This is a genomic window from Acetobacterium wieringae (genome assembly GCF_023700225.1).
Taxonomy (GTDB): Bacteria; Bacillota; Clostridia; order Eubacteriales; family Eubacteriaceae; genus Acetobacterium; species Acetobacterium wieringae.
On the sequence record NZ_CP097897.1, the window covers coordinates 3,501,865 to 3,514,453 of the forward strand.

The window sequence follows — 12,589 nt, forward strand, 5'->3', positions numbered from 1 at the left end:
TTAACCCTCCCTTTTAACCTGAGAATCTGCAATTTCCCGATAGAGACTACAGTCTCTCAGAAGCTCTTCGTGACGGCCAATTCCCGCAATGCTTCCGTTATCCAGCACAATGATCTGATCCGCATCCATGATACTGCTGATGCGCTGAGCCACCACTATCAGGCAGGCATCTTTCATCGCCAGTTTCAGTTCACTTCGCAGCGCCGCATCGGTTTGATAATCGAGTGCTGAAAAGCTGTCATCAAAAATATAAATGGGTGCTTTTTTTACCAGCGCCCGGGCAATACACAGACGTTGCTTTTGTCCGCCTGAGAAATTGCTGCCACCCTGGGCCACCGGACTCTGATATCCAGCTTCCAGCGTTGTAATAAAGGCCTCTGCCTGAGCAATTTTAACCGCCTGCCGTAAATCCGCATCAGTGGCATCGGGCTTACCAGTGCGCAAATTTTCAGCAATGGTGCCACTAAACAAAAATGCTTTCTGAGGGACATAACTGATGGACTCCCGCAGATCGTGCTGGGTCATTCTTCGGATATCATTTCCCGCCACCAGAATCTGACCTTCCTGAATGTCATAAAGGCGCAGCATTAATGCCGCAATGGTACTTTTACCGGAACCCGTCCCCCCGATAATGGCCGTGGTTTTTCCGGCTTCACAACAGAAGCTGAGGTTTCTCAAAACCGGTTCTTCCGCCCCCTGATAAGAAAAACTGACGTCATTAAAGACGATTAGCTTGCTGCCCTTTACGCTTGGCGATGCTTCTGCTTCCCGATCATCGGCTATCTCAGGCGCTGTATCCAACACCTCGCTGATCCGTTCCAGACAGGCAATCATCCGGGGTACCATCACAATAACCATCGCCGACATCATTAAGAACATCAGAATAATCACGGTATATTGCATCACTGCCATAATGCTGCCGATCTGAGTGGTGGCCTGCAACACCAGATATCCACCAAACCACACCACCGCCACCATGGTAATCCCCATAATTGCCCACACCATGGGATTAAACATTGCAAAAATCCGATTGAGGTGAATCACATTGTCGGCATAGGCCACAAAGGTATCATCTGAGCGTTTCTGTTCATAGCTGGTATTATCAAAAGCCCGGATCACCCGCACCCCGACAACCGATTCCCGAACAATCCGATTCACCCGATCGACCCGTGCCTGAATGGTTCGGGAAACCGGGCTGGCTTTTTTAAAAAGAACCAGAATCAGAATCATAAAAATTACCATTGCCGCCAAAGGAATATAAACCAGCTCCATGCTGACCATCCCCGTCATCACCACAGCATCGCTTATACAACCATGCTGGTGAAGGCGCTGGTTCCGCTTATTATGTTTCGCTACTTGCAGCCCCATGCGGTTTAAGCTCGGCCAAACAACACTCCATAAATTTTATAATCAGAAGCTTTCCGTATCCAATCGGCCATCTTTAATCTGATGCAATTTTACCATTACCAGTCTGGCCAACGGCTGGGCAATCAACGCTTCCACGGCAAATGAAATCGCAAAATTTCGAGGCCATTTATAAAAAAACGAGCTAATTGGCTCCATGCTCACTTGCCGACTGCCGATCCAGGTACCGATGACTGTCAGAAAGATTGACATCAGGAAAACACTGCATAAAATATTCGCCAACATATGGGCAGAAAAACTGTCCTCTCTTGCGACAATCTTGCTGGTTAGCCAACTGGCCGGTTTGTAGGTCATTAACACCAATGCAATCACGGTTATCCAGATCAGTGGCATAATTCTAATCGCCTGGGCCCACACATCCATCCGAAAGCCAACTTCAAAACAGGTAATCAGCGGCGCAATGATGTTCACCGAGATGACTGAGATCACCGCCATAAACAAGGCAAACTCTTTTTTGCTTCGTGGCAATTTCATGTAAAAATCCATAAGCCATTTCCTCATTTCTTAATTTTTGAAATTCCGGCAAAAAAAAGCGCAAGACCAAAGTTGATCTCACGCTGAACCATTATACGCGCTAAAATTTCAATGCTTGTATTATACCCGAAGTAAAAACATTTTGTAAGTGAATTTTTTATTTTTTAAATTCGATCAGCCTGTTACAATACCCTGTTTTTAGCGACCAACTGCTCTTTCAAACGCTGCCAGATGACTTTCAGAAGCCAGCATTAGCGATTCAAAGACAGTTCGCACATTTTGAGGCAGGTCTTCAGCCAAAAAGCGCTGATACATATCAATGTTCATGATTTCTGCATCAACTCCGACCTGGTAGCTGGCTTTTAGCGAATCGGGAAGGACCACGTCAGCGGCGGCATCATTTACCGGGACAGCGAACCCTGACGCTTCAAACAACGGCAGTAAGGCGCTGATATGCTTTTCCTCAGCTTTCACGATGTTTTTATACGGCTTTACCGAACCATAAACGCTGATAATTTTTGCATACTCGGCCTGGGCTGCATATTCATCCTGAATGGCATAGGTCAACATTTCTTCCAGGGTGTAGCTGTCATCTGCCAGAGCCGCTGCAGATCCTTTTGAAACCTCTGCAGCCATAACATTGGCGGTAGCGAATAGAATCGACAAGACAAGGGCAGTAATTGACAGTAATTTAGCTTGTTTTTTCATACGACTCAACTCCTTAATCGTTTTTTTCTATAGAAACATCTTAAGCCGATTCTGTGTCAAATCGATGTCAAAACGACTAATTTTGAAATTATCTTAAGCTTTCGTTCGTTTCGGCCTTGGATGAAACGATTGAAAAATTCACTTGCACCATGGAACATATCCGGCCTGGCCCATGACCTCCCATTCTGGAGTGATGACATCAGACATACTTATTTATCTAATCGACAACCGAGGGCCCTACCGGATCATCACGACGATCATCCAATTCGAATTGATAAACTAGCCCCGATATTCCCAGTTCCAGTCGCCATGATAGATCATCCGTTTGTTCATCCCGCCATCAATGGTAATGGTTTCTCCGGTAATAAAGCTTTGCCCGATCAGAAAGAATACCATTTGAGAGATGTCGCTGGGATTTCCCACCTTACCAGCCGGGATCGCTGCCTTATCGGTTTGGCTGTGATCCTCCCGACCGTTTACTTCAATCCACCCCGGGGCAATGCAATTGACGCGTACCGCTGGCCCCAGTGAGATCGCCAAGGCATGCGTCAGGGCGACAATCCCGCCCTTGGCACTGGCATAGCTTTCGGTATCCGGCTCTGATTGAAAGGCCCGGGACGAGGCAATGTTGATGATATGACCCTGGTTTTTTATGAGCTGATCCCGGCACAGGCGGCTCAGTTCATAGGGTGCTTTAAGGCCCACTGAGAGGACATAGTCAAACATTTCATAGCTTAAATCGGACAAAATCCCTTTGTTTCCCTGACAGGCATTATTAACAAGCACATCAATTCGCCCAAGCTTCTTCATGGCAAAATCCACAAATGCTTTCAGACTTTTGGGATTGGCCACATCGCCATAAAAGTAAAACAGCTTGGCGTACTGGGCTTCAAATTCCCGGGACAAGGCTTCATCAAAATCCATAAAACAGACCTGATCCCCCGCCTCAAGAAAATCCAGACAAATCTGTTTTCCAATTCCATGTCCACCCCCGGTAACAAGAATTCCTTTATTCATCGCAAACCCCTTTCGATTCCTATATTTTTTTATTATATCACAACCCATAAAAATGTAATCCGTGGTTGATTACGCTCATGATTTACAATTGATCATAGACCACATCGGTTACCGGCTCCAGCCACTCATTGCTGGCACCTTCCTGGGGTACGGATAGCGACAGATGGGCAAATGCCGATACGTGTTCCAGTTCGTATTTTTCCATTTAATTTTCCTCTCGCTGAGTGTTTAAATGACTAAGCTTCATAAACTTCTTTGGCCAGAGCAAAGGTGGCCCAGGCATTGGGCCAGCCGACATAAAAGGCCAGGTGGGTAATCATTTCCGCCATTTCCTCGGCACTGACACCGTGATTTTGGGCATTGAGTATATGATACTTAAGAGAATTATCAAAAATCCCCTTGGTCATCAAAGCGGTTACGGTAATCATGCTGCGATCCCGTGCCGATAATTGATCCTCCCGGGACCAGACCTCGCCAAAGAGGACATCATCATTCAGTTCTGCAAATTTAGGAGCGAATTCGCCGAGGGCATCCCGGCCTGCTGTTTGTTTTTTCATCACTCCACCCCCAGTTGATTAACCCATTCGACCATCTCATCCTTTGACATTCTTGTGTTAAGCAGCCCGCCCTCTTTGATAATCGTTGTTGCTGACATACTGCCTTTCAAGTTTTCAATAGTCTTGCCAAAGCCGCTGCCCCCGGAGGTGGCAAACAGCACAACGGTTTTGCCGGAGAAGTCGTAACTCTCCAGAAACGTGTTGATCAAATGCGGGGCCACATACCACCAGATGGGAAACCCGATGAAAATAACGTCATAACTTTCCACATCCGCATTTTTATCCGCCAGCTCCGGTCGTGAGGCCAGATCGTTCATCTCCCGGCTACTGCGACTCTTTTTGTCATTCCAGTTTAAATCAGCTGATGTATAAGTAACAGCCGGTTTAATTTGATATAGATCTGCCTTGACAGCCTCTGCCAATGTCTTGGCAACCTGTTCCGTTGCGCCGCTGGCTGAAAAATAGGCGACTAATTTTTTGCTCATGCCAAAATTCCTCCTAACAATATTTTTTTAACTATTTTGTAACCGCATCACCAGGCCGGATCTTCGTCAAGCATCTTCTGAAAATCTTTCAGGGCTGCGGGAATGTCGATATTCTGCGGACAGACCTGTTTACACTGGCCGCATTCAATGCAGGCACTCGGACGTTTGTCCTCAGCCATTCCGGCAATGGCCATCGGTGCAATAAAGCCCGGCTGGAATTTATGATCATTGTAATGATGCAACAGGGTGGGGATATCCAACTCCTGGGGACATTCCGCACAGCAGTATTTACAGCCCGTGCAGGGCAGCATCGTCAGCATACCATCTCTTATTTCTTCGACTACGGCCAATTCTTTTTCGTTCAGCGGTTTTGAGTCCTCAAAGGTTTTTAAATTGTCTTGTAGCTGTTCCCGGTTTGACATTCCGGATAAAATCATCTTGATGCCGGAGAGGCCCTGTAAAAAACGGAAAGCCCAGGCGGCTGTGCTTTCATTTGGTCGCAGTTCACGGAGCTTATTGGTGTTTTCTTCTGAAAAACTGGCCAGAGCTCCACCCCGCACCGGTTCCATCACCCAGATCGGGATGTTTTTGGCGACCAGCATTTCATAAATTTCATTGGCCTTCTGCAATTTCCAGTCCAGATAATTGAGCTGAATCTGGCAGAATTCCATGTGTTCACCGTAGCGCTCAAGAAAACGCTCAATGGTTGGTTTGAGTCCGTGGGTTGAGAAACCCAAATGCTTGATACGCCCATTTTTCTTCTGTTCAATCAGATACTCAACAATGCCCCAGCGCTCATCAAAATACACCTCGATGTTTCGTTCGTAGACATTGTGGATCAGATAAAAATCAAAATAATCAACACCACATTTCTCCAACTGTTCCTCAAACTGCGCTTTTGCATCCCAGCTTTCCCGAACCTCATAGCCGGGGAATTTGCTGGCCAGGTAAAAACTGTCCCGGGGATAATTTTTAAGTATTTCTCCCATCGCCCGTTCCGAGTCTCCACCGTGATAGCCATAGGCGGTATCAAAGTAGTTTACCCCATTTTTAATCGCAACATCGACCATCTGAGCCGCTTCTTCCTGATTAACCGGGGCAAAAAAGCCTTCTCCGATGGTGGGCAGGCGCATGCCACCAAAACCCAGCGCCGACAATTTTTCATTTTTAAAATCCTGATAAATCATATTTTCCTCCAATTTCTAAATCGCAAACTTTTTTTATCGCTTTATTGTTGATGATGAATCGATTAACCCCTCGTAACTGATGGTTCTGTTTTTACTGGATTTTCAGTTTGTTATACGCTTCATCAGTCACCGGTTCCAGCCATTCATTGCTAGCCCCTTCAACTAAAACCGATAAGGAAAGATGCGCAAAGGCTTCGTCGCTCACGGCTCCATGCCAATGCTTAATTTCCGGTGCAATGTAAACCACTTCGCCACTGTTTAAAAGCCGGGCATCCTTTCCCGCTTCCTGATACCAGCCACGGCCGCCAATACAAATCAGGATCTGGCCTGCGCCATGATGGATGTGCCAATTGTTGCGACACCCTGGTTCAAAGGTGACATTATAAATCCCCACCTCTTTGTCATTTAAGAGACTTAGATAGCTTTTACCAATAAAATAGGGGGCAAACGCCAGATTTTCCTCACCTAATGCGAAATCGGATACCTTTTCCAGTGCTTCTTTTTCCATAATCTCGCTCCTTTTTTGCTTTCATTTTTCATTATTTCCATGAAATTTGGGACAGTTCTTTTATGATTTCGTTATTTATTTCTGATTTACTTCAATCATTTTGATGATCTTGGCCGGGACCCCGCCGACAATCACTTTAGCCGGGACATCTCTGTTAACCACCGCCCCTGCGGCGACAATGGCCCCGTCACCAATGGTAACCCCGGGAAGTACTGTTGCCTGGGCACCGATCCAGACATTGTTTCCAATTCGAATCGGCGCTGGATACATATCACTGCGTTTTTGCGGATTACTATCATGGTTGAGGGTAGCCAACACCACATTATGGCCAATCAGAACTCCGTCACCAATAAAGATGCCGCCCTGATCCTGAAAACAGCAGCCGGCATTGATAAAAACATTTTTCCCAAGGTGAATGTTCCGGCCGCAATCGGTATAAAATGGCGGGAACATAGCAAAAGTTTCATCCACTGGCTTCCCCGTCAGTCGGGAAAAAATTTTGCGGATTTCTTCTGGTGAATGATAACTGCCGTTGAGCGCTGTCGTCAACTTCAGCGCCTCCTGGGAGACGGCATGCATCATCAGATGAACATCCGAGCCGCCTTCGACCATGTTGCCATTATTTAAGTGTTCTAAAAATTTTTCAATATCCATTTTGCTCCAATTTTTTAAGCCAAGGCTTCTGCCACGTTGACAAGTTCCTGACTGATCGCGATATGCTGCGGACAGACTTTTTCGCATTCGCCACATTTGATACACTCCGAGGCCGGTTTTCTACCGTGACCACCGACCAGCCAGCCGGCCTGATGCTTAGCCATCGCCTTATTGCCATATAAAGTCAGGGAGTTCATGGCCGTAAACGAGCCCGCAATGCCAATATCATTTGGACAGACCTTGGCGCAATAATCACAGGACGTGCAGGGAATCAGCGGAATCTTACTCAGGGCATCCTGTGCGGCTGCTATAATCTTCTTTTCATCATCCGACAGTGTCGTAAAATCCTTCATGTAGGAGAGATTGTCCTTCATTTGCTCCAGATTGCTCATACCGGAAAGAACGGTAATCACACCTTCTTGACTGGCGGCAAAACGGATCGCCCAGGAAGCATAGGATGCCTCCGGATTAGCCGACTTGAAGATTTCTTCCACCGCTTCCGGTGGTGAGGCCAGCATCCCGCCTTTGACCGGTTCCATGATGATGACCGGTTTGCCATGCTTTCTGGCCACTTCATAACAGGCCCGTGACTGAATCGCCGGGTTTTCCCAGTCTCCATAGTTGATCTGCAGCTGGACAAATTCCATTTCGGGATGATCGGTCAGAATCGCTTCCAGCTCCTCTGGTGTAGAATGAAAAGAGAATCCGACGCGTTTTATTAAACCTTCTGCTTTCTTATTCTGAACAAAATTCCACATATCAAAATCATTAAAGAATTTGGTGCGGCTCTCACCCAGATTATGCAGCAGATAAAAATCAAAATACCCCGCGCCGGTCTGCTTCAACGAGGTTTCAAACTGGGCAATCGCTTCTTCCCGGGTTTTACAATTGATCCAGGCGGCATTTTTGGTGGCCAGCTGAAAACTCCCTCGGGGATAACGCTCGACCAGCGCTTCTCGGATCGCAACTTCACTGCCGGGATAGGCCCAAGCGGTATCAAAATAGGTAAACCCGTCCTCCATAAAACGGTCCACCATCACCTTAACGGCTTCAATATCAATGACATCCTCCTGTTTTGGTAAACGCATCAATCCAAAGCCCAACTTTTTAATATTTTCTCCCAAATATGGCATCATTTCCTCTTTCTCCAGCATTGTGATTTTTCATTTTGTCTGCTGGTTTATCTTATTAAATTTTTGATCGTTTCGGTTATTTTCCAAAAACTGCAACAGCCTGTTTCATCCTATCCGTAATTGCTACCCCAAAGGGACAGTTTTTTAAACACTCGCCACATGCGATACATTCCTCGGCATAATGGGCGAGCAGTTCATAATGACCGTTCACCGTCTCCGGCACGGTTTCCTGAATCAGAGCCAGATCGAGATATTTATTGACGGCGGCAATATCAATCTTCTGTGAACAGGGGGCACAGTGACCGCAATACATGCAATGGCCTCGGAATGAAGATTTGGGGGCATTTGCCAATATCTCACTGTAGTCTTTCTCAGCATCACTGGCGGTTGCATAGGCCGCTGCCGCCAAGAGCTGTTCCTGACTGGATACCCCTACCATCACCGCCGCTACCGCTGGGCGGGTTAGCGCATAATGCAGGCATTGCACCGGCGTCAGGGCCTGACCGAATGGTGATTCTGCCTGACTGAAAAGTTTTCCGGCAGCGTAGCCTTTCATGACTGTCAGGGCGACACCCCTGTTTTCACAAAGCTGATACAAATGTTCCCGTTTGGGGTCAATGCCTTCGTAAGTCCGATTGGCAAAGGTTTCGTCCTCAAAAAGGATATCCACGTCTTCACTGGCTGGCAACATATCATAGGCTGGATTGATGCTCAACAGAATCACGTCAATCAGTCCCGATTCCACCGCCATCAGCGCAATATCCGGGTTATGAGTGGATAAGCCCAACGCCTTAATATGCCCCTGTCGTTTCAGCTCCTGAGCATAGGCGATGATCCCTTTACTCATAATCCGCTCAAAATCACTTTTTTCATCGACATAGTGGATCATCCCGACATCGATATAATTAAGCTGCATGCGTTCCAATAAATCCATAAACGCCGGCACAATTTCTTTCAGCTCCCGACTGCGCCGGTATTGGCCATCATCCCAAACGGTGCACAGGTGGCCCTGAATCACAAAGGCGTCCCGCGGATACTTTTTAAGCGCCCGGCCGTGATGACTTCTGACCTCGGGATTGGAATTATAAACATCAATAAAGTTGATACCGTTTTTCATGGCGCAATCAATCAGTGCTTCGCAATCTTCGTAACTGCGATTCTCGAAGCCTTCTCCACCGATGCCAATTTCACTGACTTTAATTCCGGTTCGTCCTAAAATTCGATAGTTCATCAAAGTTTCCTTTCGTCATAATAAAGCGGTTTTTATATTCGCGGTTACGAGGATAGTGGCAACTCAAAACGATTGATTGCAACCAATTCCCTGACCGTAATTTCTTCAGCCGCTTCGCATTCTTTTTGATTATATGATAGGCATCCTGATATGCCATTTGATTTTTTTCACAAAGTTCCACCACACTGGCATATTCCGGATAAACCCGTTTCCCCGATTCCAACTCGCAGACCTTGACCTGAGCATCCCCCAGGCTGGTGGCAACATTTTTGATTGTCCGTTTTAAGCCACTGCTCTCCATCTGAATCCGTCTGATCCCGATGGTGGTGGTTTCCTCAAAAATAATCTGTTCCAAGGTTTCGATATCGGCTTTAGTGCAGATCACACTCAGCAGATAGGCGGGTCGGTTTTTCTTCATATAGACTGGCGTGTAATGGACATCTCGGGCGCCAGCCGCAAACAGCCGTTCCATCACAAAGCCGAGGATCTCACCGCCGCAGTCATCGATATTGGTTTCCAATTTATAGATATCGCCGTTTTTCTTTGATTTATCGGTAATCAGCATCGCCCGCAGCAGGCTGGGCCGATCGTAGGTTCGTTTGCCCGCGCCGATGCCAATTTTTTCAATCGTAAACTGCCGGGGCAACTGATCGCCGGTTTTAATCGCCGCCACAATGGCCGCGCCGGTTGGGGTAATCAGCTCTCCTTCCGTAGCAGTCAAATGCAGATTCAACTGATGACTGGCGGCGATATGGGTCACGGCCGGCACGGGAATGGGGATGGTTCCATGCTGGCAGCGCACAAAGCCCCGGCCTTCATATACTTCCGGTACAATCACCTCCCAAATGTCCAGATTGTCCAGACAAACCGCCACCACCACAATATCCACAATCGAATCCACTGCGCCGACCTCGTGAAAATGAACCTGTTCCCGATTGACCCCGTGAGCTTTTGCTTCGGCATCAGCAATAATCGAAAAAATCCGGATGGCCAGTTCCTTGGCATGATCGGTAATACGAGCCTGATTGATGACCTCAACAATTTCGGGCAGACCCCGATGATCATGGGCATGGCTCTTTTTTTCCTGATGTGGATGAGGATGTCCTGGTTTTGTTGAATGATGATGGTGATGATCACCATACAGATAGGCCATATCGTGGTCATGGTTGTCGCGATCCAGTTTGACATGAAAATCGCAGACATCCAATCCCACTTTTTTCACCCGGCTGATGATGGCCTCAAAGCCGGTGATGGGCAAGCTTTGCAGCGCTGCCATCAACACCTGTTGATCCGCTCCCAGATCGAGCAGCGCCGCCACCGTCATATCGCCGCTGATGCCGGAATAACATTCCAGGTATAAGGTCTGGCTCATTCCTGGACCCCCAAGCGGTTGATCTGGGTGGCGGTGTAGCCAGCACCATAGCCGTTATCGATATTGACCACCGAGATGCCGTTGGCGCAGGAGTTAATCATCGTCAGCAGTGCCGAGATGCCACCCAGGTTGGCCCCATAGCCTACCGAGGTGGGCACAGCAATCACCGGCTTGTCCACCAGACCACCAATCACACTGGCCAGTGCGCCTTCCATCCCAGCCACCGCAATCACACAGTTGGCACTCTGGATTACATCGAGCTGCGAAAGTACTCGATGTATCCCGGCGACCCCCACATCATAAAGACGCTCCACATGAGCACCAAAGTATTCGGCGGTTTGAGCGGCCTCTTCGGCCACCGGGATATCTGCGGTTCCCGCCGAACAGACGGCAATTTTTCCAATTCGCTGCTTTTCCGGTTTTTCGATTTTTATAATCCGGGAGATTTCGTCGTACTGGACTTCGGGATAAATGGCTTTGATCAGTTCATACTGATGTGGCGTAGCCCGGGTTCCCATCACTTCCCCATCCTGTTCATACAGTTTTTTAAAGATATTAAGCAGATGCTCATCTGCCTTGCCGCTGCAGAAAATTACCTCGGCAAAACCGGAGCGCATTTTTCGATGATGATCCAGTTTGGCATAACCCATTTCTTCAAAGGGCTGCCGACGAAAAAAAAGCTCTGCTTCTTCCACTGAGATCTCACCCGTTTTTACTTTTTTTAATATTTCCTGTGTTTCCATTTCCACCTCTGGTTTATGTGCATATCGCATTGATATTATTAACTGTATCATCTGGAGTTCGCTCTAAGTCAATGCAATCATTCATTTCTTAAAAAAATCTCCGTCCATTTAAGGTACGGAGATTCTATCTTTACAAAATGACTTCGATTTTAGCCGCTATCGTATCTCCGGCTTCTGCCAATGGTGAAATATCCTCATTGACGTGGCCAACCAGCACTACCTTAAATGGATCAATTTTGGCATCTCCAAAAAGCACGGTAAACGCATTCCAGCCGTCAAAGTAGCAGATATCACCGGCATGCGCCACCGAAGTCATGGGAACCTCTTTGACTGACGGTTTTTTAGGAAGTTCACTGTAGTATTCGTGACCGGCATAACGTTGCGGGGTTAATTCCATGGGCATCATATCGATAATGTCCACGTCTGTCTGGTTATCGTTAAATACTGCTGTGTATTCTCTTCCATCCAAGGTTAATTTGATTGATTTCTTCATTTTTATCTTCTTTCTTTTACTGTTTAATGCCAAAATCCATGGTAATTATTGATAAATCAAATTTTATCCAGCCATTTAGAGACACTGTTTTTAGCTGATCCTGCGGCGCTGCCATTGATGGCCAGACCTTTTAAGACAGTGGCTGTCGGGCACATCTTGGCCAGGTCTTTTTCGCTGTGTCCCAATCCGCTGCCTTCATGGGTGCAGAAAGGTACAATTGTCTTTCCGGAAAAGTCATAATCTTCCAGGAAGGTGAACACCGGCATGGGCATGGTTCCCCACCAGTTGGGATAACCTAAAAATACCACGTCATAGTCATCCATGTTTTCAACTTTACCAGTGATCATCGGTCTGGCATTGGCTCGAAGTTCCTGCTGAGCGACCTCGGTTGTTTCAGTATAATCGTCTGGGTAAGTATTTTTTGATTCAATCTGAAAAAGCGTACCGCCAGTCAGTTCCCCAATCATCTTGGCAACGACTGCGGTATTGCCGACTGGCAGATTGACAATCTTGCCGCTGACATAATTGTTTCCCTTGCGTGAAAAGTAGGCAATCAAACATTTTTCTGCTTTTAAGTTTTTCATTTCATCTTCTCCTTGTTC

At 47.1% G+C, this 12,589-nt stretch carries 15 protein-coding genes and 1 pseudogene; all 16 read right to left on the reverse strand.

The genetic code is table 11. From position 1 onward, the window contains the following. Positions 1-1,368, reverse strand: a complete 1,368-nt coding sequence (locus CHL1_RS17130; protein ID WP_250934161.1) for an ABC transporter ATP-binding protein — start codon at positions 1,366-1,368, stop codon at positions 1-3. 42 nt (positions 1,369-1,410) lie between these two features. Continuing rightward, positions 1,411-1,911: a DUF2798 domain-containing protein gene (locus CHL1_RS17135; RefSeq protein WP_148638578.1), complete on the reverse strand. Its 501-nt coding sequence runs from the start codon at positions 1,909-1,911 to the stop codon at positions 1,411-1,413. Between the two features lie 186 nt (positions 1,912-2,097). Then, complete coding sequence (locus CHL1_RS17140; RefSeq protein ID WP_148638579.1) at positions 2,098-2,607, reverse strand: ferritin-like domain-containing protein; 510 nt, start codon at positions 2,605-2,607, stop codon at positions 2,098-2,100. Positions 2,608-2,886: 279 nt separating this feature from the next. Next, positions 2,887-3,624, reverse strand: a complete 738-nt coding sequence (locus CHL1_RS17145) for an SDR family oxidoreductase (protein WP_250934162.1) — start codon at positions 3,622-3,624, stop codon at positions 2,887-2,889. A gap of 82 nt (positions 3,625-3,706) precedes the next feature. After that, positions 3,707-3,799 (reverse strand): annotated as a pseudogene (locus CHL1_RS17150) (cupin domain-containing protein); the annotation flags it as partial. Positions 3,800-3,860: 61 nt separating this feature from the next. Beyond that, a complete protein-coding gene (locus CHL1_RS17155; RefSeq protein WP_148638580.1) occupies positions 3,861-4,181 on the reverse strand; it encodes a carboxymuconolactone decarboxylase family protein in 321 nt (106 codons plus the stop codon). After that, positions 4,181-4,666, reverse strand: coding sequence for a flavodoxin (locus tag CHL1_RS17160; RefSeq protein ID WP_148638581.1), 486 nt, complete (start codon positions 4,664-4,666; stop codon positions 4,181-4,183). The genes CHL1_RS17155 and CHL1_RS17160 overlap by 1 nt, the downstream gene beginning before the upstream one ends. A 47-nt stretch (positions 4,667-4,713) precedes the next feature. Further along, the gene (locus tag CHL1_RS17165) at positions 4,714-5,853 is read right to left on the reverse strand and encodes an aldo/keto reductase (RefSeq protein WP_070370766.1); all 1,140 of its coding nucleotides are present in this window, start codon (positions 5,851-5,853) and stop codon (positions 4,714-4,716) included. Positions 5,854-5,944: 91 nt separating this feature from the next. Continuing rightward, a complete protein-coding gene (locus tag CHL1_RS17170; protein ID WP_070370765.1) occupies positions 5,945-6,361 on the reverse strand; it encodes a cupin domain-containing protein in 417 nt (138 codons plus the stop codon). Positions 6,362-6,436: 75 nt separating this feature from the next. Further along, the gene (locus CHL1_RS17175; protein WP_250934163.1) at positions 6,437-7,015 is read right to left on the reverse strand and encodes a sugar O-acetyltransferase; all 579 of its coding nucleotides are present in this window, start codon (positions 7,013-7,015) and stop codon (positions 6,437-6,439) included. 14 nt (positions 7,016-7,029) lie between these two features. Continuing rightward, positions 7,030-8,148: an aldo/keto reductase gene (locus CHL1_RS17180; RefSeq protein WP_338078324.1), complete on the reverse strand. Its 1,119-nt coding sequence runs from the start codon at positions 8,146-8,148 to the stop codon at positions 7,030-7,032. A gap of 76 nt (positions 8,149-8,224) precedes the next feature. Next, positions 8,225-9,379 carry an aldo/keto reductase gene (locus CHL1_RS17185; protein ID WP_250934165.1) on the reverse strand — a complete coding sequence of 385 codons (1,155 nt, stop codon included), beginning with the start codon at positions 9,377-9,379 and terminating at the stop codon, positions 8,225-8,227. Continuing rightward, positions 9,345-10,751 (reverse strand): nickel pincer cofactor biosynthesis protein LarC, encoded by a 1,407-nt coding sequence (gene larC, locus CHL1_RS17190; protein WP_250934166.1) that lies wholly within the window; start codon positions 10,749-10,751, stop codon positions 9,345-9,347. Before larC ends, CHL1_RS17185 begins: the two co-directional genes overlap by 35 nt. Beyond that, positions 10,748-11,494 (reverse strand): nickel pincer cofactor biosynthesis protein LarB, encoded by a 747-nt coding sequence (gene larB / locus CHL1_RS17195; RefSeq protein ID WP_250934167.1) that lies wholly within the window; start codon positions 11,492-11,494, stop codon positions 10,748-10,750. Before larB ends, larC begins: the two co-directional genes overlap by 4 nt. Positions 11,495-11,624: 130 nt before the next feature. After that, a complete protein-coding gene (locus CHL1_RS17200) occupies positions 11,625-11,987 on the reverse strand; it encodes a cyclophilin-like fold protein (RefSeq protein WP_250934168.1) in 363 nt (120 codons plus the stop codon). Between the two features lie 56 nt (positions 11,988-12,043). Continuing rightward, on the reverse strand, positions 12,044-12,571 hold the full coding sequence (locus CHL1_RS17205) for a flavodoxin (RefSeq protein WP_250934169.1): 528 nt from the start codon (positions 12,569-12,571) through the stop codon (positions 12,044-12,046). Positions 12,572-12,589 lie beyond the last annotated feature (18 nt).

Excerpts from the sequence above, each read along its gene's own strand:
- CHL1_RS17160 (WP_148638581.1), bottom strand. The coding sequence starts at position 4,666 with ATGAGCAAAAAATTAGTCGCCTATTTTTCAGCCAGCGGCGCAACGGAA.
- CHL1_RS17165 (WP_070370766.1), bottom strand. The coding sequence starts at position 5,853 with ATGATTTATCAGGATTTTAAAAATGAAAAATTGTCGGCGCTGGGTTTT.
- CHL1_RS17140 (WP_148638579.1), bottom strand. The coding sequence starts at position 2,607 with ATGAAAAAACAAGCTAAATTACTGTCAATTACTGCCCTTGTCTTGTCG.
- CHL1_RS17135 (WP_148638578.1), bottom strand. The coding sequence starts at position 1,911 with ATGGATTTTTACATGAAATTGCCACGAAGCAAAAAAGAGTTTGCCTTG.
- CHL1_RS17200 (WP_250934168.1), bottom strand. The coding sequence starts at position 11,987 with ATGAAGAAATCAATCAAATTAACCTTGGATGGAAGAGAATACACAGCA.
- CHL1_RS17130 (WP_250934161.1), bottom strand. The coding sequence starts at position 1,368 with ATGGGGCTGCAAGTAGCGAAACATAATAAGCGGAACCAGCGCCTTCAC.
- CHL1_RS17155 (WP_148638580.1), bottom strand. The coding sequence starts at position 4,181 with ATGAAAAAACAAACAGCAGGCCGGGATGCCCTCGGCGAATTCGCTCCT.
- CHL1_RS17170 (WP_070370765.1), bottom strand. The coding sequence starts at position 6,361 with ATGGAAAAAGAAGCACTGGAAAAGGTATCCGATTTCGCATTAGGTGAG.
- CHL1_RS17175 (WP_250934163.1), bottom strand. The coding sequence starts at position 7,015 with ATGGATATTGAAAAATTTTTAGAACACTTAAATAATGGCAACATGGTC.
- CHL1_RS17185 (WP_250934165.1), bottom strand. The coding sequence starts at position 9,379 with ATGAACTATCGAATTTTAGGACGAACCGGAATTAAAGTCAGTGAAATT.
- CHL1_RS17180 (WP_338078324.1), bottom strand. The coding sequence starts at position 8,148 with ATGCCATATTTGGGAGAAAATATTAAAAAGTTGGGCTTTGGATTGATG.
- larB (WP_250934167.1), bottom strand. The coding sequence starts at position 11,494 with ATGGAAACACAGGAAATATTAAAAAAAGTAAAAACGGGTGAGATCTCA.
- CHL1_RS17205 (WP_250934169.1), bottom strand. The coding sequence starts at position 12,571 with ATGAAAAACTTAAAAGCAGAAAAATGTTTGATTGCCTACTTTTCACGC.
- CHL1_RS17145 (WP_250934162.1), bottom strand. The coding sequence starts at position 3,624 with ATGAATAAAGGAATTCTTGTTACCGGGGGTGGACATGGAATTGGAAAA.
- larC (WP_250934166.1), bottom strand. The coding sequence starts at position 10,751 with ATGAGCCAGACCTTATACCTGGAATGTTATTCCGGCATCAGCGGCGAT.